Origin of the sequence: Leptolyngbya sp. ST-U4 (genome assembly GCF_039962215.1) — a bacterium.
Classification (GTDB): Bacteria; Cyanobacteriota; Cyanobacteriia; order Elainellales; family Elainellaceae; genus Leptolyngbya_A.
This window is the reverse complement of the sequence record NZ_JAMPKZ010000010.1, coordinates 155,574-178,946: the sequence shown is the minus strand read 5'-3', so window position 1 is coordinate 178,946 and position 23,373 is coordinate 155,574. Positions and strand designations below refer to the sequence as shown.

At 52.1% G+C, this 23,373-nt stretch carries 21 protein-coding genes; 10 read left to right on the top strand and 11 right to left on the bottom strand.

Annotated elements, in window-relative coordinates; genetic code table 11:
• Window positions 1-25: 25 nt before the first annotated feature.
• The 4 genes from NDA02_RS16370 to NDA02_RS16355 all read right to left on the bottom strand — a co-directional run bounded on the left by NDA02_RS16370 (window position 26) and on the right by NDA02_RS16355 (window position 3,495).
• Complete coding sequence (locus tag NDA02_RS16370; RefSeq protein WP_190792852.1) at window positions 26-682, bottom strand: Crp/Fnr family transcriptional regulator; 657 nt, start codon at window positions 680-682, stop codon at window positions 26-28.
• 312 nt (window positions 683-994) lie between these two features.
• Window positions 995-1,150, bottom strand: coding sequence for a hypothetical protein (locus NDA02_RS16365; protein ID WP_348255293.1), 156 nt, complete (start codon window positions 1,148-1,150; stop codon window positions 995-997).
• A 188-nt stretch (window positions 1,151-1,338) separates the two neighbouring features.
• Window positions 1,339-1,794, bottom strand: coding sequence for a GNAT family N-acetyltransferase (locus tag NDA02_RS16360; protein WP_348255292.1), 456 nt, complete (start codon window positions 1,792-1,794; stop codon window positions 1,339-1,341).
• Between the two features lie 117 nt (window positions 1,795-1,911).
• Window positions 1,912-3,495 (bottom strand): anthranilate synthase component I family protein, encoded by a 1,584-nt coding sequence (locus NDA02_RS16355; RefSeq protein WP_348255291.1) that lies wholly within the window; start codon window positions 3,493-3,495, stop codon window positions 1,912-1,914.
• Between the two features lie 622 nt (window positions 3,496-4,117).
• Here NDA02_RS16355 and NDA02_RS16350 point away from each other — a divergent pair.
• From NDA02_RS16350 to NDA02_RS16340, 3 genes are all read left to right on the top strand, one after another.
• Window positions 4,118-4,354 (top strand): hypothetical protein, encoded by a 237-nt coding sequence (locus NDA02_RS16350; protein ID WP_190792855.1) that lies wholly within the window; start codon window positions 4,118-4,120, stop codon window positions 4,352-4,354.
• 827 nt (window positions 4,355-5,181) lie between these two features.
• A complete protein-coding gene (locus tag NDA02_RS16345) occupies window positions 5,182-6,420 on the top strand; it encodes an aminotransferase class I/II-fold pyridoxal phosphate-dependent enzyme (RefSeq protein ID WP_348247086.1) in 1,239 nt (412 codons plus the stop codon).
• Window positions 6,421-6,476: 56 nt separating this feature from the next.
• Window positions 6,477-7,781: a glycosyltransferase gene (locus NDA02_RS16340; RefSeq protein WP_190790059.1), complete on the top strand. Its 1,305-nt coding sequence runs from the start codon at window positions 6,477-6,479 to the stop codon at window positions 7,779-7,781.
• 259 nt (window positions 7,782-8,040) lie between these two features.
• Here the strand turns inward: NDA02_RS16340 and NDA02_RS16335 are convergent, their stop codons facing one another.
• On the bottom strand, window positions 8,041-10,092 hold the full coding sequence (locus NDA02_RS16335) for an elongation factor G (protein ID WP_348255290.1): 2,052 nt from the start codon (window positions 10,090-10,092) through the stop codon (window positions 8,041-8,043).
• A gap of 348 nt (window positions 10,093-10,440) precedes the next feature.
• Here NDA02_RS16335 and NDA02_RS16330 point away from each other — a divergent pair, with 348 nt between their 5' ends.
• The 3 genes from NDA02_RS16330 (at window position 10,441) to NDA02_RS16320 (ending at window position 12,170) form a co-directional block, all read left to right on the top strand.
• A complete protein-coding gene (locus NDA02_RS16330; RefSeq protein WP_348255289.1) occupies window positions 10,441-11,208 on the top strand; it encodes a hypothetical protein in 768 nt (255 codons plus the stop codon).
• A gap of 44 nt (window positions 11,209-11,252) precedes the next feature.
• Entirely contained in the window at window positions 11,253-11,891 is a 639-nt protein-coding gene (hisB, locus tag NDA02_RS16325; protein ID WP_190790062.1) for an imidazoleglycerol-phosphate dehydratase HisB, read from the top strand.
• Window positions 11,892-12,005: 114 nt separating this feature from the next.
• Window positions 12,006-12,170, top strand: coding sequence for a metallothionein (locus tag NDA02_RS16320; RefSeq protein WP_190790063.1), 165 nt, complete (start codon window positions 12,006-12,008; stop codon window positions 12,168-12,170).
• Between the two features lie 232 nt (window positions 12,171-12,402).
• On the opposite strand, the gene hemL is transcribed toward NDA02_RS16320, so the two are convergent.
• Entirely contained in the window at window positions 12,403-13,701 is a 1,299-nt protein-coding gene (gene hemL, locus NDA02_RS16315; protein ID WP_348247090.1) for a glutamate-1-semialdehyde 2,1-aminomutase, read from the bottom strand.
• A 475-nt stretch (window positions 13,702-14,176) separates the two neighbouring features.
• Here hemL and hisIE point away from each other — a divergent pair, with 475 nt between their 5' ends.
• Complete coding sequence (gene hisIE, locus NDA02_RS16310; protein WP_190792097.1) at window positions 14,177-14,821, top strand: bifunctional phosphoribosyl-AMP cyclohydrolase/phosphoribosyl-ATP diphosphatase HisIE; 645 nt, start codon at window positions 14,177-14,179, stop codon at window positions 14,819-14,821.
• Between the two features lie 55 nt (window positions 14,822-14,876).
• Here hisIE and NDA02_RS16305 read toward each other — a convergent pair whose 3' ends face one another.
• A complete protein-coding gene (locus NDA02_RS16305; protein WP_190792098.1) occupies window positions 14,877-15,650 on the bottom strand; it encodes a biotin/lipoate A/B protein ligase family protein in 774 nt (257 codons plus the stop codon).
• Window positions 15,651-15,856: 206 nt separating this feature from the next.
• Here NDA02_RS16305 and NDA02_RS16300 point away from each other — a divergent pair, with 206 nt between their 5' ends.
• From NDA02_RS16300 to NDA02_RS16290, 3 genes are all read left to right on the top strand, one after another.
• A complete protein-coding gene (locus NDA02_RS16300; protein WP_190792099.1) occupies window positions 15,857-16,624 on the top strand; it encodes a precorrin-2 C(20)-methyltransferase in 768 nt (255 codons plus the stop codon).
• 193 nt (window positions 16,625-16,817) lie between these two features.
• Window positions 16,818-17,921: a TonB family protein gene (locus tag NDA02_RS16295; RefSeq protein WP_190792100.1), complete on the top strand. Its 1,104-nt coding sequence runs from the start codon at window positions 16,818-16,820 to the stop codon at window positions 17,919-17,921.
• A 121-nt stretch (window positions 17,922-18,042) separates the two neighbouring features.
• Window positions 18,043-19,137, top strand: a complete 1,095-nt coding sequence (locus tag NDA02_RS16290) for a PfkB family carbohydrate kinase (protein ID WP_190792105.1) — start codon at window positions 18,043-18,045, stop codon at window positions 19,135-19,137.
• A 34-nt stretch (window positions 19,138-19,171) separates the two neighbouring features.
• On the opposite strand, the gene NDA02_RS16285 is transcribed toward NDA02_RS16290, so the two are convergent.
• From NDA02_RS16285 to cruF, 4 genes are all read right to left on the bottom strand, one after another.
• A complete protein-coding gene (locus tag NDA02_RS16285; RefSeq protein WP_190792101.1) occupies window positions 19,172-19,684 on the bottom strand; it encodes a DUF456 family protein in 513 nt (170 codons plus the stop codon).
• Between the two features lie 232 nt (window positions 19,685-19,916).
• Complete coding sequence (locus NDA02_RS16280; protein ID WP_190792102.1) at window positions 19,917-20,570, bottom strand: cofactor assembly of complex C subunit B; 654 nt, start codon at window positions 20,568-20,570, stop codon at window positions 19,917-19,919.
• A gap of 352 nt (window positions 20,571-20,922) precedes the next feature.
• The gene (gene cruG / locus NDA02_RS16275) at window positions 20,923-22,116 is read right to left on the bottom strand and encodes a 2'-O-glycosyltransferase CruG (protein ID WP_190792106.1); all 1,194 of its coding nucleotides are present in this window, start codon (window positions 22,114-22,116) and stop codon (window positions 20,923-20,925) included.
• Window positions 22,117-22,320: 204 nt separating this feature from the next.
• The gene (gene cruF, locus NDA02_RS16270; protein WP_190792103.1) at window positions 22,321-23,238 is read right to left on the bottom strand and encodes a gamma-carotene 1'-hydroxylase CruF; all 918 of its coding nucleotides are present in this window, start codon (window positions 23,236-23,238) and stop codon (window positions 22,321-22,323) included.
• Window positions 23,239-23,373 lie beyond the last annotated feature (135 nt).

The following is a 23,373-nucleotide window of genomic DNA, read 5'->3' as shown; positions in this document are numbered from 1 at the left end:
AAGGACGACGCGAAGCAGTTCCTCCCTATGAGGGAATCGAGCCAGGCACTACGACGACGTGTTCCGGGAGAATAATATGGCGGTTACTGTCCACGATGAGCCAGCCTTCTTCTTGCAGTTGACTGAGGAGCCGCGTGACCGTCACTCGCGTTGTGCCGATCGCATTTGCAAGCTGTTGATGGGTTAATCGCACCGTGAGCCGTGTTCCTTCCGGGACGGGTTGCCCCACTTCCTGCTTCAGCAAAATCAACAAATGCCGCAGCCGCTCCTCGACTCGCCGATAGCCTACCATCGAGAGAATCGCTTCTGTCTGCTGCAATCGTCGCGCCAGATGGCGAAAGATACCCTGTGCCAGAGCAGGAGACTGCTCAACCTCAGACCAGCGCAGGCGCATGATATCGACATCAGTCAGGGCAGCGGCTTGATAGGGACGAATAATGGCTAAAGGCAAGCCAAAAGGCATCGACGGGCAAGCCAGACCCAGCAGTGCTTCTTCGCCCGTGTCATAAAGGGTTCCAAGCTGCACTACGCCCCGACAAACCACCAGGATTTCATCGGGCTGCATCCGAATGGGCTGTCCGCTGCGGTAGGGCTGTAAGCTGCGCCCCCGGTAAACCTCTTCGAGAAGCTGGCGCAAATCGGGCAGAGGCGTAATTTCGAGGGCGGTGGAGGCTTGAAACATAGTAGTTACGGCGTAACATCTAAGCACAAGCCTAGAGGGACAGCCTCAAGAGGAGGTAATCCCCAGATTAGCAATTCACCATATTTAGATTGAGAAAAGGTTAAGCTTTTGTCGGGTCGCGATCGAGCAACTCACAAGTCAAACGACTCTGAGTTCTGCGGCTTGTTTGCAGTGCAATTTTTCGCTTTGTAGCCTTATTAAATCAGAATTAGAGCAATCTGGATGTATTGCAGTTATCACAGGAGCAATACCGGAGTGAAACAGGCTCAAACTCAGCATCGTTTGTTAAGGCGAATGTCCTGCCTGCCTTGCCTACTTTTGTATTGTGGGTGACATGCCTGGAGAAGGGGCTTGATTGCCGCGATCGTTCACGAATCCCAAATACCCTAGAAAGAGCATTACGCTGAGCAGAGCAAAAATCTGGAGGGATTTTTCGACCTTAATGAAGCTGCTGAGAAACTTGTCCATTGGAATCCTTTCAGCCTTGTTGCGATCGCATGATCTGACATCACAACCTCGCTCAGCCTATGTTTTCGCAAAAGCTGCTGCGCTGTAAACTTTGTGGTGTGAACCTACGCTCATTCTAAACATAGGCATCATTGCAAGATTTTCAAAAAGCACGCCAATTTTGAGGAGTGAATCCTGGGAAACGAATCCTAGAGCTTTTTCGTCATAAACACGCTGTTGGGGTCGTCGATGTAATCAGCGAAGGGGCCTCGGTACTCAAACCCATATCGGGTGTACAAGGATCGGGCTGGAGCAAACTCAGGAAAAGACCCCGTTTCTAGATTCAGGCGATCGTAGCCACGCCGTTTAGCTTCCTGGATGAGGTGTTCCAGAATTTTAGAGGCGACCCCTTTGCGACGATGAATGTTGGCAGTTCGCATTGATTTAATTTCACCGCTCCTTGGATCTAGCTCTTTCAGTGCCCCGCACCCCAGCAGTTCATTGCCCTCCCAGGCTGCCCAGAAGGTAATGTCGGGCGATCGCAATGCTTCTAAATCCAGTGCATGAACGCTTTCAGGCGGCGTAATCTCATACATATTTTCGAGATGTTCCCGTAGCAAGTCAGCGATCGCTTTCCCGGTCAGGTCATCTTCACGAATTTCCAACTGCCTAATTTCCTGCTTTTTTGAAGGTTCTGCTAAAGAAGGGACTGACAAAATTCCGCGTTTGGAGGGACGTTTGGTGAGCCGATCGCAGACTGTCTATGAAAAACCTAGAAAAACCTACCGAAGACAGCGAATTGCCTCTAGCATTCCCCGCGCTTTGTTTAGCGTCTCCTCGTATTCTTTTTCTGGCTCTGAATCTGCGACCATTCCTGCACCTGCCTGCACCGTCACCCGATGCCCACCTTCTGGCTGACTGCGAACCACCATTGTACGAATCGCGATCGCTGTATTGAGCTGCCCCTCGAAATCATAGTAGCCGTATGCACCGGAATACACACCCCGCCGACAGGGTTCCAGATCGTGGATAATTTCCATTGCGCGAATTTTGGGCGCACCACTCACCGTTCCTGCGGGGAAACAGGCTTTGAGTAGTTCCCATGCGGTCTTGCCAGGAGCGAGCCTGCCCAGGACATTGCTGACAATGTGCATCACGTGGGAATAGCGTTCGATCAGCATCAGTTCATCCACGCTCACCGTGCCACTGGCACACACTCGCCCCAGATCATTCCGTCCCAGATCCACCAGCATGACGTGTTCCGCAATTTCCTTCGGGTCTTGCAGCAAATCGTCTGCTAGAGCAGTATCTTCTGCCGTGGTTTTGCCTCTGGGTCGAGTTCCGGCGATCGGGCGAACAGTTGCCACCATTGCCGCCGTCCCGTTGGTTGGCTCAGTGGTGGGATCAATCGACGAATCCCGCTCTGCCTTCACCATCACTTCTGGGCTGGAACCGATAATCTGCCAGTCCTGGAAATGGAAATAGGCCATGTAGGGCGAAGGATTAATCAAACGCAGCGATCGATACAGCGAAAATGGATCGCCTGCGTAGTGAGCAGACAACTGCTGAGAAATCACGACCTGAAAAATATCGCCCGCGCGAATGTGGTTCTTTGCCTGCTCAACGCTGTTACAGAACTGCTCCTTAGTGAAATTACTGCTGTAGTCGAGCGGAGCCTGATTGGATGCCGCTCCACCAGGGGCAGATCTCGCCTGGGGCGAAGTCCACTGCAAAATCGTATCCCGCTTACTCAGGGGCAACTGAAGCTTTTCCACAAGTTGAGACACTCGATCGCACGCCTTTTGATAGGCCTGTTTCAGATCCGTTTGAGGATCGCGCAGATCTGCATAGGCGATCGCCCAGATCTTGCGCTGCACCTGATCAAAAATCAGCAAATGGTCGATCTGCATCCAGAGTCCGTCTGGCAAATCACCTTCCTGAGGCGGATACACCGGAACACGCGGCTCGATCCAGTGAATCAGCTCATAGCCCCAAAAGCCAAATAGCCCCCCAATTCCCGGCGGCAACTGCGGCAGCGTCACCGGCTGGTAAGGTTCCAGACAGGAAGACAGAGCAGCAAAGGGGTCGCCCTTAAAATCGCGGATTGACCCATCCCGGTAAGTTTGGGTCGTTTGATTGCCCCTTGCCTCCAGAATCCAGAGCGGATCACAGCCCAACAAGCTATATCGCCCGATGCGATCGCCCCCCTCTACCGACTCTAGTAAAAAGCTGTAGGGTTGTCCGGCGCAGACTTTGTACCAGGCAGAAACCGGAGTATCCAGATCGGCGACCCATTCCTGATACACAGGAACAAAGTTGCCCTGCTGAGCCAGCGCAGCGAATTGCTCAAAATCTGGAAACGTCATGCCCCTATCCGTGAATCGACGAAAGTGCCTTATAGTCTATCATTCCTGTTGCCTATTCCTGGTTCACTCCGTTGTTTCACCCGATCGCAGGATGAAAGATCATTTAAACATCAGGGAATATTAATAATCAGAGCAAGATCACTGCCACAACCTGTTAAATTCGTTTACACTATCAGAGGGCAGGATCAAGAGATCTTAAAGTAGGTTTCTATCTTCCGCCTCAACCCATGGATAGATTAGCCTAAGTCGATTAGGCTAAGAATAGGGTAAGACTCGTAGCAACACAAACTGCCAAGGTAAAAATAGCTTTAAGGAGAGTTTAAGCTGGTTGGGTTAAGGGCATATTCTTTACTGTCATGTGTTGCAGTAAGCAGTTGATTCTTAACTAAGCAAGCAGCATTTTGAGAAACATTTTGCCGGAAATAGCAGGTCTTATCCTGTAGCCTATGAGAGAGATAGCTTCAGAGTTCAAAGCAAGTTCTCAACAGAGTTTACTCGCTCCATCTCACTGCCTCACTGCGATTGCAGTACTCCTCAGAAATCGTTGCTTTGACTGCTCAACAAATTTCCTCTCTTGTTCTCCATTACAAAAAACACCAGCTTCACCAGGAGACATCACTCAATGAAGGATTTCGTTCTCAACGCACCGAATGAAAATCGCTACACCTACTTCGTGGCGTACTACGGTAAAGAGTTCCAAAAGCAGACAGCTGTTCTCAACATCCAGCACGACTTTACCGACTCTGTTCAAGACCTCCACGTCAAAATCCGTTCCCGCATTGCTGACCTGCTCGGCAACGACACCCCCTCCTGCTACCACATCCTGGCACTGGCAACTCCTCAAGCCATTCCGGTGTAGGGCGATCGATAACCGAATTTAATCACTGAATTAGTTTAAAGAGGCATTGAGTTCTAAAAAAAGACTCAGTGCCTTTTTACGATTTTCAAGTCTGAGAAAGCTCGGCTTGTAATCCAATGAAATTCTTTCAGCGATCGATTAAATCTGCAAACTAGTTGATACTTTGCATCAAAAAAGCTGAATCGCAACTGGGAGAGTTAGCAGGAAAAGCAACAGTGGCGAATATTGTTTTGGGAATGCCTGGTCGGCGAGAGACTATGGCTGTATTTGATACTTAAGATTGGAACATTACGAATTTAAACATTACAAATTTATGTCATGTTTACATCATGAGAATGTTTATGAAGATTGAATCAACTTAAGACAGGCTGAAATCAGTGAATTTGCGGAACTGGTACTCTTTGCTTATGGGAAAAAATCGTAGCGTTTGCTACGCCGAGTGCAGTTTTATCAGAGCATTTTTCCTTAATTAATCTCTTTAGCAATGAAGTTTTGATGCTCTCTAAGCATCATTGGAGCTTTCACGGATATTGCCTTGGCACATCTTCCTGAAGCTTCGGATATCGCTTATGGCGTTGAAACCAGTATCTATTGCAGTTCGATCCGCCACAGTTTTGTTCTCTCTGTTCTTCCTGCTTGATATAGCCTCCACTCTTTGAGAATCGCCACAGTTTTGTTCTCTCTGTTCTTCCTGCTTGATATAGTCTCCACTCTTTAAGAATTGTGTCCAGTGAGAATTGTGTCCAGAATGATGTGACGCAGTTCTAAAGTTGCCTTTCCCTGATAGTTCTCTATTCGTTTCATAAACTATTGGTTGAAGGAAAATAATGGTTATTAATCTACAAACTTCTTCTGAATTGCAAGTCCGTGATCTAGCAATTTTCGGGGGTTCTCCAACCTTCAAAGAAAAGCTGCATGTCGGTCGTCCCAATATTGGCAGTCGCGATCGATTGATGACTCGAATTAACGACATTCTCGATCGCAAATGGCTGTCAAACAACGGTCAATATGTGCAGGAGTTTGAGCAGCAACTTGCAGCGTTTACAGGGGCAAAGCACTGTATTGCAACGTGCAACGGTACAGTCGCATTAGAAATCATGATCCGCGCACTGGAGCTCAAAGGCGAGGTCATTGTGCCCTCTTTCACTTTTGTTGCGACACCCCATGCGCTGCAATGGCAGGAGATTACTCCCGTTTTCTGTGATGTTGATCCACAAACCCACAACATTGATCCCAACCAGATCGATCGCCTGATTACTCCTCGAACGACAGGCATCCTGGGGGTTCATGTTTGGGGGCGTCCTTGCCCGATCGAAGCCCTCACTGAGATCGCTCAGCGTCACGATCTGAAGCTGGCTTTTGATGCTTCCCATGCGCTGGGGTGTTCATATCAAGGCACGATGATCGGCAATTTTGGTGAAGCCGAAGTGTTCAGCTTCCATGCCACTAAGTTCCTCAATACCTTTGAAGGAGGTGCAGTCGTCACCAACAACGACCAGCTTGCCAAGAAGATTCGTCTGATGAAGAATTTTGGGTTTGGTGCAGGTTACGACAACGTGACCTACATTGGCACCAATGGCAAGATGAACGAGCTATCTGCAGCGATGGGCGTTACAGGTCTCGAAAGCATCCGTGAATTCATCGAGGTCAACTATAAAAACTATCAGCAGTACAAGGTCAACCTTGAGAACCTTCCGGGAATTCAACTTATTGCTTATGACAGTGCTGAAAAGAACAACTATCAGTACGTTGTCGTTGAAGTGGATGAACAGGAAGCAGGCATTAGCCGTGATCAAATCGTGCAAATTCTACACGCCGAAAACGTGCTGGCTCGTCGCTATTTCTATCCGGGATGTCATCAAATGGAACCCTATCGTTCCTACTTCCCCAATGCCGGACTGCTGCTGCCCAAAACTGAGAAATTAACCCAAAAGGTCTTTTCCTTACCCACTGGAACCGCAATGAAATTTCACGACATCGACCAGATCTGCCAAATTATTCGCTTAGCGGTTTATGAAAGCCAGAGAATCCAAAGGCTGATGTCAGGAAAACTGCTCAACCCTTAACCGTTTTCCTGTTTCCGCCGCGTTTCCTCCAGTCAACATTCATCTCCAAAACTCCAATGCACTCCAACCGATTACGAGTTTTGCTGCTCGCTGATGATTGCAATCCTGAATGGCACTCTTTACCCGCCTTAGCCTACACCTATGCGTGTTCTCTGGCAGAATACGCGGATGTCGTCATGGTGACTCAGATCCGAAATCAGCCCAACATTGAGAAGGTGGGAATGGGCAAAGCAGAAGTGGTCTATATCGACACTGAGCGGCTTGCTGCCCCCCTCTACAAACTGGCATCGTTTCTGAGTGGCAATCCTAATACGGCGATGACCTTGAAGGTTGCCTTCAGCTATCCCAGCTACCTGGCTTTTGAATGGGCAGTTTGGCAAAGATTTCGGGATGAACTCAATCATGGACAGTTTGATCTAGTTCATCGTCTCAGTCCTATGTCTCCGACGATTCCCAGCCCGATCGCCCAATGGATCTCAGTTCCGTTTGTGATTGGGCCTTTGAACGGCGGCTTGCCCTGGCCCACTCAGTTCAAAGAAGAGATGCACCGGGAAAAAGAATGGATGAACTATGTGCGTCAAGCGCATCGCTGGCTTCCTTTTTATCGATCGACCTATGCTAATGCCGCAGCGATTCTAGCCGCCTACGACCATACGGTTGCGCAAGTCCCGGATAATGCAAAAGCCAGAACTTTTAATTTTCCCGAAGGAGGGGTTGACCCAGAAGCCTTTCCGCTTCCGACCCGGCAAAAAAACGATCGCATGACGATTCTGTTTGTCGGCAGGCTGGTTCCCTTTAAGCTACCGGAAGTCGTGGTTCGCAGTTTTGTGGCTAGCCCGATTTTGCAACAGCACAAGCTTGTGATTGTGGGAGATGGACCCGAACTCCCTCGGCTGCAACAAATGGTCGAACAAGCGAATTTATCCGAATGCGTTGAGTTTACCGGAACCATTTCTCAGGCACAGGTCGGAGAGCTAATGCGCCAGTCTGACATTTTTGCTTTTCCCTCGATTCGTGAGCAGGGTGGAGGCGTGCTGACTTTAGCAGCGATGTCAGGCATGACCTGTGTGGTGGTGGATTACGGTGGTCCTGCAAAACGAGTGCAGGCAGGCTGTGGCGTAAAAGTTCCGTTAGGCGATCTAAGCCAAATTACTCAGAGCTTTACTCAGGAACTAGAGAAATTGGTTCAAGATCCAGAGCGAGTAATCGGAATGGGAATTGCCGCTCGCCGTTTTACCTGTGCCCACTACTCCTGGGATGTGAAGGCAAGAAAAACGATCGAAATCTACGAGTGGGTACTGGGACGCCGCCAAGTAAAACCAGATTTCTGGGAAGAGTCACCCCTTTCAACCGTAGTCTAAAAGCAGGCATTGCCAAATCGCAGAACCCGCAGACAGCGTAGGACGTATTCGCGCGGCGTAACGCATCAACGGCAGAGAATAACGCATCAGGTCGATTACTTCTGAGGGGGAAGTGTTCCTTACTGCTTGACCTCTACCCATCTGATATCCATTATCCATCTGAGCAAATCCTCAGCCCCGATTTCTTCCTGCACCGTAATGCAAAAAAGGGCGAACCGAGATTCGCCCCATTCAACGTTACGAAGACAGGAGAGATCTCCTAACCATGACCATTACTATTGCCTGAGCCATTTCCCGATTTAGAAACGAGCCGCTCAGCCACTTTTTCGGGAACTTCCTGCAAGTGGTCAAACTGCCAGCGGAATGAGCCAATGCCCATGGTAAGCGATCGCAGTTCCACGATCAGGTTTTGCATTTCTGCCTGGGGAATGTGCGCCTGCACTTCGTCCCAGCCGTTCCAGTTGGGTTTCGCTTCGTAGCCCAGAACTTGGCCGCGCCGACCGTTGATCAGCCGCAGCACGTTTGCCGTAAAGGTATTGGGAACCGAAATCCTGACGGCAAGGATTGGCTCCAGCAGGCTTGGTTCACATTTCATCATGCCTTCCTGCATTGCCAGACGTGCGGCTTGCTTAAAGGCTTGCTCGGAACTGTCTACCGCGTGATAGGAGCCATTGATCAGCGTGACTGCCACATCCACCACCGGGAAACCTAGCGGACCGTGGCTGAGGAATTCGCGCACGCCCATCTCAACGCCCGGAATGTATTGACGCGGAACCACACCGCCCACGATCTTTTCATCGAAGTTAAAGCCTGTGCCGCGTGGAAGTGGCTTGATATCGATATAAACATCGCCAAACTGCCCGTGTCCGCCTGATTGTCGTTTGTAACGTCCGTGGATATTATTTGCGACTTTGCGAATCGTTTCCTTGTAGGGAATCTGGGGCAGGTGGGTGGTCATGGGCAGACCATATTTCCGACGCAGGCGATCGAGCGCGACCTGAAGGTGAATTTCGCCCTGTCCCCACAAAATCACTTCATGGGTATCGCCGTGCTGTTCCCAGTGGAGCGATCGATCTTCTTCTAGCAATTTCGTCAGGGCAGAACTGAGCTTCACTTCGTCGCTGCGTTTTTCAGAGACAATTGCCAGGGCATAAACGGGTTCGAGGCGATCGGCAATGGGGAGGGGCTTGACGCTGGCATCAGTGCTAAGGGTGTCTCCGGTCTTGATGCCTTCCATGCGTCCCAGAGCGACGATCGATCCAGCGGGAGCTTCCTGTAGCGTTTGCTGCTGCTGTCCGGTGAGGCGATAAATGCCGCCTACGCGCACCCCGTTGAGAGCGATGCCGTCTGTAATCTTGCCCTGCCAAACTCGGACGAGCGAGAGTTTGCCGCCTTGAGCAGTGCAGTAGGTTTTGAGTACCTGGGCGATCGGGTTTTTCGCGTTGAGCTGCAAGCCACGCCGTTCTGCTGTGGTATCGGGTTCAGGGGCTTCGCGCAGCAGGGTTTCCAGCAAAGGACGCACACCAAAATCCTGTTCGGCAATGCCCACCAGCACGGGCACGATCAGATCTGCGCCTAGCTCCATCTTCAGATCCTTGAGGATCTCTTCCTGCGGGGGTTCGATGTCTTCGAGCAGTTCTTCCAGGAGGTGATCGTCAAAGTCTGCCAGCGTTTCCAGCATTTCGGCGTGAGCCGCGTGTTCTTGTTCTCTCAAGTCTTCCGGCAGCGGAATCGGGTCAGCCGGTGCACCGGGATGATATTGGTACGCTTGCTCAGTAATTAAATCGATAAATCCAGTGATCGTTTCTCCCTGCCCGATCGGGTATTGATGCGGAACCAGTGGACGGCTCGAAACGGATTTGAGTGCCTGCAAAATGTCAGCAAAACTCGCATGGGCGCGATCCATTTTATTGACAAAAACCAGGTGAGGAATTTCCCAATCGTCTAGAAATTGAAACAGCGGAGCCAGTGTTAAAACGCGATTGCAGTCTGGTTCACACACTACGATTGCCGCATCGACTCCAATTAGCGCATCGTAGGTTTCCTGAGCAAATTCAACCGAACCGGGGCAATCAATAAACGTAAAAGAAATGCCGCCATATTCTGTGCTGGCAGCATTGGTTTCAACAGACATCTGGCGATCGCGGGCTTCTTGAGAAGCATCTCCAACGGTATTTTTATCTGCAATCCTGCCTTTACGCGACGTTGCGCCTGTCACCCACAAAAGGCTTTCCAGCAGAGAGGTTTTACCGCTAAGATACGGTCCCACGATCGCCACGTTTCGTGAGCCAGATAAAACTTTTTCGCTCATGATATTCATCCTTTTTTCAATTCGGAATGAACGGCAAAAGGGTAGCAGCCCATCCGTTATGCTGCTCATTGAAGAGATGGAGCGATCAGCATTCTGGAAAAGCAATCAGCCGTTGAAGAGGAATCGAAACGTGCAGATTTTGTAGGGGTGAAAAGGAGCTGATGGCGAACAGTGGAATGCTAAAAGCTAACCGTTAAAAGTTAATCCCAATTACCTTAGTTTTAGATTACCTTGCGTATTCGCTGGATGCGATCGTCGGTTAGGAAAATTTATGACAATACGGTTTTGTTACGGTCATTTACACTCTGCAAAGTAATCCCTTGCAATTCGCTTTGTCAAAATAAAGAGATGGAGCGATTAGCCACCCTTCTGATTCCTGCTTCTCTCGCGTCGCTTAAATCCTCTCTTGATGAGACGATCGCCCGCCTCAAACAAACTACGCCGCCAATGGGCTATCACGTCAAACCGCCCAAAGGACGATCGGAGTCTCAGTTTGAGCGCGATCTTTGGCAATATTTCCCTGGCAAAATCCATACCGGGGTACAGATGCTGCGATCGGGCTACGATCAGCCTTATGTGCCCGATTTTGCCTATATTGATCCAGCGATAGGGCTGCATATCGACATTGAGATTGACGAACCCTACACCCGCGAACTTCAGCCCTTGCACTATTTCGGCTGTCCTAAAGATGCCATTCGCAATCAGGCATTTCTCGACTGGGGCTGGGTTGTGATTCGGTTCAGCGAGCGTCAGGCGGTCAAAGCTCCCGCAAGCTGCTGTAAGACGATCGCCAGCGTGATTGCCGAACTCACCGGAGACAGTTCTGTGATGAATGCTTTCCGTCAGGTTCCGACCCTAAAGCCCGATCGTCGCTGGACTGAAGCCGAAGCTCAGCAAATGGCGATTCAAGGCGATCGCGATGCCTATTTCAAACCTGCCAATGTCACTGAACTAAAACCCAAACGAAAGCGCAAAAAATCTCAGACGCAGGAAGCACGATTGATGCTCACCTCAGGCTTCACATTTTATTGTCCGGAGTGCGGTGAGGGTCCGATCCGCTGGCAGGGGCATTATGTTTGCTGTCCGAATTGCCTCTACGATGCGTTTGTGCTGTAGAGACATTTCATAATAGGGATACTGTTGTCTTTGTTCAGATTCTCATGCAGACTCGTGATTCGATCGCTCCCGCTTCCCTTAATTTAGACCTTCCGGCTCGAACTGCAACCGTGCGGCGCGTGACGGGCGAAACCGATGTGCAGGTTAGCCTCAATCTCGACGGCTCCGGGCAGTGCAACGCGAAAACGGGTGTGCCGTTTCTGGATCACATGCTGCATCAGATTGCCTCTCATGGGCTGATCGATCTGGACATCCAGGCAACAGGTGATCTGCACATTGACGATCACCATACCAATGAGGATGTTGGCATTACGCTGGGTCAAGCATTGCACAAGGCATTGGGCGATCGAAAAGGCATTGTCCGCTTTGGTCACTTTGTCGCGCCGCTCGATGAGGCTTTGATTCAGGTTGCGCTAGATTTTTCCGGTCGTCCTCACCTTAGCTATGGCTTAGAGATTCCGACTCAGCGGGTTGGAACCTATGATACGCAATTGGTGCGCGAGTTTTTTGTGGCGATCGTCAATCATGCTCAAATGACTCTGCATATTCGACAGCTCGACGGGATGAATTCGCACCACATTATCGAAGCGACGTTTAAGGCATTTGCGCGGGCAACCCGGATGGCGATCGAAGTAGACTCTCGGCGATCGAACCTGATTCCCAGCTCGAAGGGCGTGCTGTAGGCAAAAATAGGCATCGAAAAGAGGCATCGTTTAGCCTGAAGTCGATGTGAACTTAATATCTGAATACCTGTTCAGATGTTAGGATAAATACAGAATCTTATTTGAGGGAAAACTATGACGACCGTAACTCAAATGAAATGTGCTTGCGATTCCTGCCTGTGCGTTGTGTCGATCGAAGATGCAATCCAGAAAGATGGGAAGGCTTATTGCAGCGATGCTTGTGCGAATGGGCATCAGGGTGGACAAGCGGGCTGTGGTCATTCTGGCTGCGGCTGCTAAAATCAGTGCATTCAGCAAGGTTTCGTCTTGCTGACTAAGCGTTAAACTGACCTGTCGTTTTCCTCAAACGGCGACAAACCAAGCTTCAAAAAGGCAATTTCTTGTCCTGTGCGATCGTGTGACAGGCTATGGAGGTTGCCTTTTGCTATAGAAATAAAACTAAAAAATAGGGCAGGCAAGATGCCCACCCCACAAAAGCGATATTTCAAGCGCGATGAATCACGATCGAACCCTACAGCGAAGCCATCACTTCACGGGCAGCGGCTAGAGTGCGATCGATATCCTCATCGGTATGAGCCAGCGACGTAAATCCGGCTTCAAACTGAGACGGCGCGAGATAAATGCCCTGCTCCAGCATGCCGCGATGGAAGCGACCGAACTTGGTCAGGTCAGCCTTTTTCGCGTCTTCGTAGCTGTGAACGGGTCCCTCGGTGAAGAAGAAGCCGAACATTCCGCTGATTTGTCCACCGCAGGCAGCGTGTCCGGTTTCCTGGGCAATTTGCAGCAGACCGTCCGTTAGCTTTTTGGTGACGCGATCGAGATACTCGTAGGTTCCGGGACGCTTCAATAGCTCCAGCGTTTTGATACCTGCAGTCATTGCCAGCGGATTGCCGGAGAGCGTGCCTGCCTGATACATCGGACCTGCGGGAGCAACGAGCTGCATGATATCTTTGCGTCCACCATATGCGCCCACGGGCAGACCGCCGCCGATGACTTTGCCCATTGTGGTCAGGTCAGGGGTAACGCCAAATCGCTCTTGTGCGCCGCCGTAGGCAATGCGGAATCCGGTCATCACTTCGTCAAAGACGAGCAGTGCGCCGTGTTCTTTAGTGAGTTCGCGCAGCCCCTCCAGGAATCCAGCATCGGGAGGAATAAAGCCTGCGTTACCAACGATTGGCTCCAGGATTACGCCCGCGATTTCATTGGGATTTTCGGCAAAGAGGGCTTTGACAGCTTCCAGATCGTTGTAGGGCGCAGTCAGGGTGTTTGCAGTTGTGGATTTGGGTACGCCCGGAGAGTCAGGTAAGCCCAGGGTTGCGACGCCGGAACCTGCTTTTACCAAGAACATATCGGCGTGTCCGTGGTAGCAGCCCTCGAACTTGATCAGCTTCTCGCGTCCAGTAAATGCTCGCATCAGCCGCAGCACTGCCATACAAGCTTCTGTGCCGGAGTTGACGAAGCGTACCATTTCCACGCTGGGCACGGCATCGATCACCATTTCTGCCAGCACGTTTTCCAGATAGCAGGGCGCACCAAAGCTCGTTCCCTTCACCAGGGCATCTTGGAGGGCGGCAATCACTTCGGGGTGAGCATGACCGCAAATTGCTGGACCCCAGCTTCCCACGTAGTCAATATACTGGTTGCCGTCTACGTCCCACATATATGCGCCTTGAACATGGTCAAAGACGATCGGCTGTCCTCCAACAGACTTAAACGCCCGCACCGGGGAATTGACTCCACCCGGCATCAGCTTTTGGGCAGCAGCAAAAATTTCTTCTGATTTTGTCGTTTTAAGACGAGTAGTAACCAAATCTCTCTCCTCTTGAGCAGCTTAAATCGAGTAATTTTGTATCGTTTGCTTCGCAGTTGCTTCGCAGTTCCGCAAAGGGGGCATTGAGCGGATGCTGAGCTTGAGATCTTGGGGGCGATCGCAGCAGTGCGTCACGCTCTGTCAAAATAGCTCCTTCATTATCCTATCGAGTTGGGAATCCAACTGTGGGGGAATTCAGGAAAAGCAAATTTATTGTAAGAACGCAATTTTAAGGCATTACGTTTCAGGCAAAATAGAGAGTATTTCTACTCATCCTCTAGTCAGTGCAATTGATCCGTGCCAATTGATCTGTGCCAATTGCTTAGCGCAAATCGAGCGGTGGGATGCCAGGGATTTGAGAGTCACGATTTGAGAGTCGCGATCGAACAAAAGCCTATCGATAAATTTCCTGAAAGCGATCGTCGCAGCTAATAATAGACATTGATCATCAACACCGCTTGCAGCAGGTTAACCCATGTCCTCCGTTCAATCCTCTACCTTCGCTATTCCGCTGGATCAGATTCGCTACAACGAGCAGGGGCTTGTTCCGGCGATCGTGCAGGACTATCTCGACGGTACGGTGCTGATGATGGCGTGGATGAATCGCGAGTCTCTGCAAAAAACCCTGGAAACGGGTGAAACCTGGTACTGGAGCCGATCGCGCTCTGAACTCTGGCACAAAGGCGCAACCTCTGGACATTTGCAGCAGGTGAAAACGATTCGCTACGACTGTGATAGCGACACGCTGCTGGTGACAGTCGAGCAACAGGGCGACATTGCCTGTCATACGGGAGAACGAAGCTGCTTTCATCAGATTGACGGTCAGATTCAGCCACCGCCTGCGGATACCCTGTCTCAGGTGTTTGAGGTGATTTGCGATCGGCGAGATCACCCTAACCCCGATTCCTACACTTGTAAGCTGCTGGCAGGGGGCGATAACAAGATCCTCAAGAAAATTGGCGAAGAGTCGGCAGAAGTGGTGATGGCATTTAAAGATGATGACCCGGAGGCGATCGCCGGAGAAGTGGCAGATTTGCTTTATCACACGCTGGTTGCCCTGGCGCATCATAAAGTGGATATTCGTCAGGTTTACCGCAAGCTTCAGGAGCGCAGACGCTAGGCCAATGCTGCCTGTGCGGTGGTGTCTGTCAAGTAATGTTGTCTGTGCGGTAGGGTCATCCTCCGATCGATCGCCATTCTGATTCGGTCAAAGGCTGGGTTACAAATTCGACATCAAACGTCTCGCAGGCAGCAGCAATCAGGGCCTCAATGACTTTTTGATACAGGTCATTTTGATACGGATCTGGCAGGTCGAGCAGCGAGCAATCGATCGCCTCTATAGGTTGACCAAACACCTGCTCAAATAGCCCCGGATCAGGCTGAAGCCGCATTGAGCCATGCTGCAAAATTGCATTTCCCCGCCGCAGTTGGGCACTGCCGATTAGCTTCTCTCCGTTTGGCAAAACGAGATCGGCTGCGGTCGCCGTGCCAAAACAGTTGGGATTGTGGATGTAGCCCCTTCCTGCCGTACCGTAGTGCAGCTCTACGCCGATCGCCCTCCAGCCCCGAATCAGAAATTCACAAATCTTTTGGTATGCCTGCATTCGCGTTCCCTCAATCCCGGAGGTCACAACAGCATAGGTGAGGTCGCCCTGATGCAGCACGGCTCGACCCCCGCTTGGACGACGCACAAGGTCTAGCGGCTGCTCGTTCCAGATTAGGGTCTGCCAGTGGTCGGGAACCTGTCGCTGATGATAGCCGAGCGAAATTGCCGCCGGATGCCAGGTATAAAAGCGCAGTGTTGAGGGGTGCTGGTGGTGCTGATGTTGCTCTAACAGCCAGCGATCGATCGCCATTTGCTGGGAGCCGGGAGCCAGGAGGGGGGGGATGAGCCGCCAGGTGTTGGGAATCGGGAATTCGGGGGGTGAGGTGGGGGGGGAGTCTGCCATTTATTTTTGAGATGGGGGCGGGGGAGTAACTTGTTTTAGGATGGGGTGAGTTTAGCCCGTAGGGATTGGGCTATGGTGGGATAAAAGTGGGAATGAGTTGAGCGGCGATCCCTATGATATGAGGGAGGATGAACTCGATCGGCAACCTGGTATTCCTGGTATTTCTGAACGATTGAGAGAGTTTGTGTGAGAAGCTAGGGTGACGTATGGCGCATTCGATCGGTACACTTTTTGGCATTGGGGCGGGCGCAGGCGATCCAGAGCTGATCACAGTGAAGGGGCTGCGGATTTTGCGGCAGGTTTCGATCGTGGCATTTCCAGCAGGGGTGCGGGGAAAGCCAGGAGTCGCAGAGCAAATTATCGATCCGTGGCTGCTGCCGGAGCAGAAAAGACTGGCATTGACTTTTCCCTATGTGCAGGACGACGCGGAGCTGACTCAGGCATGGGAAACGGCTGCCGATCGGGTCTGGGAAGAGCTGCGTTTGGGGCAGGATGTGGCATTTGTTTCCGAGGGAGATGTAAGTTTTTACAGCACTTTCACCTATCTGGCGCAAACCCTGCAAGCAAGGCATCCGGAGGCGATCGTTCAAACCATTCCGGGAATTTGTTCACCGATGGCAGCCGCAGCCGCGCTGGGAATTCCTTTAACGGTGAGGGCACAAAAACTTCTGGTGCTGCCTGCGCTGTACAGTGTTACCGAATTGGAAACGGCACTGGCAACCGCAGATGTTGTGGTTTTAATGAAAGTGAGTTCGGTGTATTCGCAGGTTTGGTCGGTGCTGAAGCGATGGGGGCTGCTGTCACGCAGCTTTGTGATCGAACGCGCCACCCTACCCAACCAGGTCATTTATGCTGACTTGAGCGATCGTCCCACCCTAGAGCTGCCTTACTTCTCGCTGATGATTGTGCAGAGTCGGGATGCAGCACAGGCTCCGCTGGCGGTGGCAACTTTCCAGAATGAGCCGCAGTCGTGATTACAGTTCCGCAATTACAGTTCATATGTGCAGCGGTCATTCTAGGGGTCATTGCAGTCCTGATAGATTGAGCCATGTTGTGAAAGGGGATGCGGTAGGATCAAAAAGTTTCGTCAGGGGCGAAGTTTGGATCAGGAGTTCAGTTCGGTTTCGATCGCTATTTTTTCCATCGGTGCTTTAGTGAGTCGGCAATATGTCATCCTCCTTGCGGTTTCAGGATTTTTCAACCCTTCAGAAGAACGCGCAGCAGTGGCTCAAGCACCCTGCCGTTTGGTCGGGCATTGTCTCCGTAGGAGCGCACGGCTTGCTGTTTGCCCTATTGCCCCTGCTGCCCAGCGATGCTCTCAGGGAAAATCCGCCTGATCTTCAGCGATCGGTCGATCTAGTTGAACTGACGCCCGAAGAACAGCAGCGATTGCCGGAGTTTTCGAACGAGCTGCCCGTAGAGCTGCCATCGATCGCCCAAACACCGTCTCAATCTCCGTCTGATTTGTTTACCACGCTGCCGCCGCTGTCCAACGAGACACTACCGCCGATCGCGCCTTCTTTTATCAATCCACTGCCGCTGCCCTCGTTCCCGATTTTCCCGATTCTGCCGCCGTCCCGGACTCCGCTTCAGATTCCTGCCCCGACTGTGCCTCCGAACCCACCAGCCAGCCCTTTGCGCTCTCCTTCTCCCGAGGCTTCTCCTTCGGCGGCAGCTAGTCCGCAGCCGAGTCCTTCCCCGGCTTCTGATGCCCCGGCTCCCGATGCCAGTTCCGCTCCTGAATCTCCACCAACCGCTGAAAATCCGCCTGCTCCATCACAGCCCAGCCCCTCAGAGCAGCTTATTGCCCGGCAGCAGGAGCTACGGCAGCTGTATACCTATAACCCGGAAGGAACCAGCAACGAATCGGCTTTGCAATCGGATACCGACTGGCTGAAGCAGGTTACTGATAGCCTGGGCGAAAACTGGGACGAAGACGCCCAAGAGAACCTCGATCGCGACAAGATTGTAGAGATAGCGGGAGCTTATCCCAGAGCTGCCTGTATTCGCCGTCTATCGGCTTCAGTGATTCTAGGGGTGATGGTGGACGGAGAAGGCAAACTGCTGGAAGAACCCGTGCCGCCTGCGATTCTCAGAAGTTCGGGCTACGCCGTTTTTAATCAGCTCGCGGTCGAGGCAGCCGCTGCTCATGCTTTTGAAGCTGCCGAAAAACCGCTCCCTTACCGGGTCCTGGTTAAGTTTGAGCCGAGCAATGAAGTTTGTCCGCCCGGAACGGCTCCTGAATCGGCTCCAGAGGCTCCGCCGTCCTGAGGAAGAATCTCACTCGGTCGAAGAATCTAACGATCGAGGTATGACGGAAATTCTCCGATCACGGTATCTGTGGGGTACTTGCGGAATTTACTCTGTCTCTCCGCCCTTCCCCGTTACTGTGATCATCCTGGATACTCCGTTTAAAGCGCATCTTCGCGCGATTGCCGATCGCCTGTTTTCACTGATCGATCGCTTCTCGCAGGCAAAGGTACTGGTGATTGGGGATTTGACGCTGGATGAATTTTTGACAGGGCAGGTGGAGCGGGTGTCGCGGGAAGCTCCGGTGATGATTCTGCGGCACGAGCAAACCGAGAGAACGCCGGGTGGTGGTGCAAATGCGGTGTATAACCTAGCGAAGCTGGGAGCACAGGTGCAGGCAGTGGGTCTAGTGGGCGACGATGAGCAGGGAATCGCGCTTCGTAATCTGTTCGTCCAGGCAGGCATCGATACCGCAGGAATTTTTGTTGATCCCGATCGCCCAACCGTTACCAAAACCCGAATTTCCGGTCATGCCCGCCAGTCGGTAACGCAGCAAATTGTCCGAATCGATCGCAAGTCCGACCGCGCTCCCCGTTTAGAGCTTCAGCAGCAGCTTGCCACCTATATTCGCCAGCACGTTCATTTCGTGGATGCAGTGGTCTGTTCGGACTATGGCGATCAAACGCTGGGGCAGCCCGTGATCGATGCGGCACTATTTCATCCCTACACAATCGTCGATGCTCAACAGCAGCTCGAGCGCTATCGGGGCGCGTTTTTGTTCACGCCTAACCTCCCTGAAGCTGAAAAAGCGGTCGGCTACGCAATTACCGATGAGCAAAGCCTCAGCCGCGCCGGACATGATTTGCTAGAGCGCACTAAAGCCAAGTTTGTGCTTATCACCAGAGGCGAAGCCGGAATGACGCTGTTCGATCGATCGGGTGTGGAGCAAACCGTTCCTGCCTTTAACCGCACTGATGTGTTTGACGTAACAGGAGCAGGCGATACGGTCGCGGCTGCGCTCACCCTGGCCCTCACCGCCGGAGCCTCACCCTGGGAAGCGGCAATTCTGGGTAATCTGGCAGCGAGTTTGGTGGTGCGCCAGTTCGGAACCGCGACGACAACACAAGCCGCAATGCAGGCTGCTCTGAAGGATTTGCTAAGCGGCAGTCAAGACGACCGCATCACCGAACCCCTGCGCGAACGAGCCGCTGCTCCAGAGGAATTCAAGAATGCCTAGCCGGAATGTTTGCTGGAATAATTAGCCGGAATACCTAGCCATACACCTGCGGCCAGGTAGTGAACAGAAAGACGACCACCGGGACGATCGCCAGCAGGAGTTCGATGATATTACCAACCATAGTCCCGACAAAAATCCCGATCGCCGCCCGAAACGCCCGCTTCAAATCCCGCTGATACAGCAGCTCCCCTACAATTGCCCCCAGCAGCGGACCAATTAGCAGCCCCAGCAGCGGGCCTCCAAACGGCAGTGCAGGCAGCAGCCCAAAGACGCCCACCAGCAACCCGACGATCGCGCCAATTTGCCCCCAGCGGCTCGCCCCCGCCTTTTTTGCCCCGTAATAAGCTGCCAGAAAATCAATGCCTAGATTTGCCAGCAGCACGACGATCGCGACGGCAAGCGGAATCCAAATTTGGCTAAAGCCCTGAACCAATCCCCAGATAACGATCGCCACCAGAATTAAACTCGCACCTGGAAGCGCGGGAACGGCTGCGCCGATAACGCCGAGGATCATAACCGTGACCAGGAGCCAGTAGAGGAGGAGCATGGGGGTGAGGGGGTGAATGAATGGGGAAATAGATGATAGATGAATGGGATGGGTTGTCTAAGAGCTTAGTAAAGGCGGGACTGCGATTGTGGAGAGGGTGAATTTTCCGTGGAGAGAGCAATTTAAGAAGTCTAAAATAGAATGCTCCTGTCGATGCAAGTCTTCTAACCAAGAGGTGTAGCCTGCGAATGAAATCACTCCTTGCTCTCCCTCCCCCTATCTCCTCATCCCCTCACCCACCACCCACCTCAGCTAAGGCAAGACTATTCGCTAGTTTATCCGTGATCCCGGCAATCCAGGTTTCATCCTGCTTGGTATAGCTGCGGGGAGCGTTTGCACCCAGGATCATAACGCCCACTTTGCCGATCGGCTGACAAATCACGCCCTGAGTATTTTCGGGCAGATAATCAAACTCGATGCGTCCGGGATAAAGGGCAAGGTTAACCAGGTAAACGGGCTTTTGGCTCGAGAGAACGCGCTGCACGATCGCCCCTGGTATTACCTCTGGATTGTTGCCCAAAATGCCGCGCCTCAGCAGCACCCGATCGCCATACCAGACCAGGATTGATCGCGTAACAGTATTCGTCAGCAGCAAATGGGACGACCAGGCAAGCTCGGTTTGAATTGATTCAGGCAGATCTTCCGCCAGGTCAAATCCTTCTTCGCCAATGAGTTCCACAGCATCGGGTAGTTTTGGCTGAACTTGCTGCCAGATCAGTCCGGTCAAAATCAGAATCGCGCTGAGAATCACGCCCATCACATCCGATCGTGCCTGCGAGTCGGTGAGGGCAGGGGTGAGGAGCCGATTTAGCATCAGCAGCGTACCGCCAAGAATGCCAACGGCGATCGGCAATTGCCGTAACACTGCATTTTGATCTTTAGCCATCGCTGCTTTTTCCGGTGGAAGTCTGATTCTTTTTATCTTACCTAGCGGGATCAGGGGATTACCTCACCTGAGTCGACGCGACACTAGAACGAAAAATCAGGCTGTGTCATTTTGTCATCTAAAATTCACATCGCCATAACAAGGCTGACAAACCCGGCTGATAGCTTATAAATCACAGGTGAATGAATGCTGCGGAGGGGTAGTGGGCTGCAATCTCTGAGCAATCCGAAAGGGTTCTCACAGCGGCTACTCCTCTTTTTCCGTTGGATACCCCTTCGATCGAGATTCAACCAGCCCGAAGAATTTTCTGACTGCGGTTAACCCAGCGTCAGATCAAGAAACAGCATGACCATTATCCCTCCTGTCCTTTTGCATCCAGAGCCGCATAGCTTCTGCCGCGCCACTGAGTCGGAGTGCGGGTCGAAGACAGCCAGATTCGCAGCACCGCGATCGGATCAGCCAGGGGAGACAGCCAGAAGCTCCAGCTTGCATTTGCCTGGGAGAAATCGTAAGACACAGCAATACCCAACAGCAGGGCAAACCGGATTGCGACTAAGCCTGCATTTAGCCCAAACGCTGCCCAGATTGGGAGAGACGTGAAGCCCAGCGCGATCGTAACAGCAAACCCGATCGCCCCAATCAAAGGAAGTCCCTGAACGGCAATTAAAAACCCCAGATCGCCCCATTTCTGTGACGGAGTGCAGGCATCTTTTAAGTCGAGCGATCGTCCCCACTCGCGCCAAGTTTCTGCCATGCCTTCGTACATTCGCACCTTTAGCACTCTGGAACCATCCAGGAAGCCGACTTTTGCCCCCAGCCGAGCTGCATTTCGTGCCAGCGTCACATCATCACAAAAGGAATTTCTTGCGCTGGAGTAGCCCCCCAGTTGGGTTAAAAGCGATCGACGGCAGAGAAAGCACTGTCCATTTGCCATCACGCGATCGGCTTCGCCTGACCGTTCTCCGGCTGCCCCGAAGCGATAAACCAGTGTAATCAGCAGCGCAGGCTGGAGCCACCACTCGCCCAAATCCTTCAGGATAAAGCGAGGGGCAAGCGAGATCAGATCGTAGCCTTCCTGGTGAGCCGTTTTAAGAATGCTGGCAACAAGTCCGGGCTGAGGCTGGGTATCGGCATCGACGCCCAAAATCCACTCGCTGTCTTCGGAACTGTAGAGAAAGCCGCTGTGCAGTGCCCACGGGCGACCGACCCATCCTGGCGGCAAGGGGTCATCGGTTAGTAGGCGAAATCGCGGATCGGCCAGCTGGGCTGCTTTTACCAAATCCGGTGTACCGTCCTGCGATCGGCTATCGACCACAATGATTTCTCGCACTTCGTAGCCCTGTCGCGTCAGCCCTTCCAGGCAGCCTCCGATCCGATGTGCCTCATTCAGCGTCGGAACGACAATACTCACCCTGCCAATCAGATCCGGCGTAGCCATTTGCGGCTGAAGCGGGGGTAGTCGTCGGGGAGCTTGCAGCAAACGAGACAGCAGAATTGCGACAGCAGGTAACTGAATTACGAGCAGCAGCAGGGCAAGGGCATTCATCCAGCCAGAGCGAGGATCTGCACCAGGGAGAAAGTCAAAAAGCAGTAGAGTTTGCACAGTTTCAGCGTTTGCGATCGGAATCGATGAGGAAAAAAGGCGAATAAAAAAGCAATGAGGAAGTTTCCCCACTGCTCATTTTGACATCGAAAGGCTGCGTTCAAAGACGATTCGGCGATCCGTCCACAGCCTTTACTCGAAATTGAGCTATTTGGATGTAACGGCAACCGGAGTCGGATTACTCACGCTGTCAGCCAGGGAAAGAGACGCAATCGCGCGATCGCCTCCACGCTGAGCCAGCCACCAGCAAACGACCGCCGGAGCCACCCCCGTCAGTAATCCCAGACCCAGCGGAATCCAGAAGCCTGCCCCAATGCTGAGCACCGCAGCAAACACAAAGTTGCCGAGATAGACCACAAGCGGAAGTCCAAGTTCCTGACGATCGATCGAGATGGTTTGCTGACGCCAGAGGAAAGCAGCCACAGTAATATAAACGACCCCTGTGCCAAACCAGCCCGCAAAGTTTTGATAAGGCATTCCAAAAAATGCGCCGGGGGTGTGCCAGTACCAGAAGGGGAGAGCAGCCTGGCTCATTGCCGGGTCAAGCACAAAATCCCAGGAAGTGAGCATTAGCGAACCCAGAACCACGGCACCAATCTGCCCCAGCCAGCCCAGCTTGCCGGACTTGGCGACGCTTAAGCCTGCCCGTGCCAGCACGTATGCCGAGAAGCCAAGATAAAACCAGGAGAGGGGAATTGTAAACGGAACCAGTCCACTAATCTTGTAGCCCAAGCCGCTGAGATAGCTGTAGTGCCCGAAGGGAAAACCTGTGCTGGTTCCCATCAGTTCGCTGGTTAGGGAGATGGACACTGCCGGGATCATAAACGTCAGCAGGTTTCGTAGACCTAACATGCGACAAGCATAGACTGCTACCGCGATCGTTGCCAGCACCATGTACAAAACGCCGCCGCCCGCCAAGCTCCAGGCATACATAGTTTGACCCGCAGGCAGATAAGCTAAAAATTCAGGGTGGGGCATGACGAGCAGGATTCCTGCCAGTCCAAATGCCATCGACACCAAATGTCCAATCAAGCAATACCGCTCGATCCGCTCCAATACACTCATCTCAGGCTCCCCGTGCGTAGACACTCACAAGTCCAGACTAATTAGTGAAATTTACAAAATTTAATCTGTCTCACGATACTACTGTAAAAGAAGTCAGGCTGTAAATTAGCAGAAAAAGATTGGGATCAGGGGGAT